This window comes from Variovorax sp. KBW07 (assembly GCF_003852515.1).
In the GTDB taxonomy this organism is placed as follows: Bacteria; Pseudomonadota; Gammaproteobacteria; order Burkholderiales; family Burkholderiaceae_C; genus Variovorax.
Genome location: NZ_QAJK01000223.1, coordinates 325 through 994 on the forward strand (window position 1 = coordinate 325; position 670 = coordinate 994).

At 65.5% G+C, this 670-nt stretch carries 1 pseudogene; it reads left to right on the plus strand.

Annotated elements, in window-relative coordinates:
* A pseudogene (locus DBV14_RS32080) lies at nt 1-670 on the plus strand (IS3 family transposase); the annotation flags it as partial.

Genomic DNA, 670 nt, shown 5'->3' on the forward strand with positions numbered 1-670 from the left:
AGAAGGACTACGGGGTGCGTGTCGTAAAAAAGCCTTTGGGCAAGTCCTCTCGCAAAAGCTCCTCCCGGGGCTGAGCGTTGCGAGGGCTTGCCGTTATTGGGGCATCAGCCGCCAGGCCTACTACCAGCAACTACATCGCCAGCAGGAGCGCCATGCGCGCTGCGAGACGGTGATTCAGCTCGTGCGTGGCGTGCGCCTGCGCCAACCCCGGCTGGGCGCTCGCAAGCTGCACCACCTGCTCAAGGAGCCGCTGCAGCAGGCGCACGCGAGCCTGGGGCGCGACGCGCTGCTGGACGTGCTGCGCCAGGCTCACATGCTGGTTCAGCCCAGGCGGGCGTACCACAAGACCACCGACAGCCACCACCGGTTCCGCCGCCATCCCAACCTGCTCAAGGACGGACCGAGTCAGGTGCGCCCCACCGGCAGCGAGCAGGTGTGGGTGGCGGATATCACGTACCTGCCCACCGATCGGGGGTTCGTGTACCTGAGCCTGGTGACGGATGCGTGGTCACGCAAGATCGTGGGCCATCATGTGCACGACAGCCTGCACACCAGGCAGGTCAGCCGGGCGCTGACGATGGCGCTCAGGAGCCGGCAAACCCGCCAGATGCTGGTGCACCATTCCGACAGGGGCATCCAGTACTGCTCCAACGACTATCAGCAGATTCAC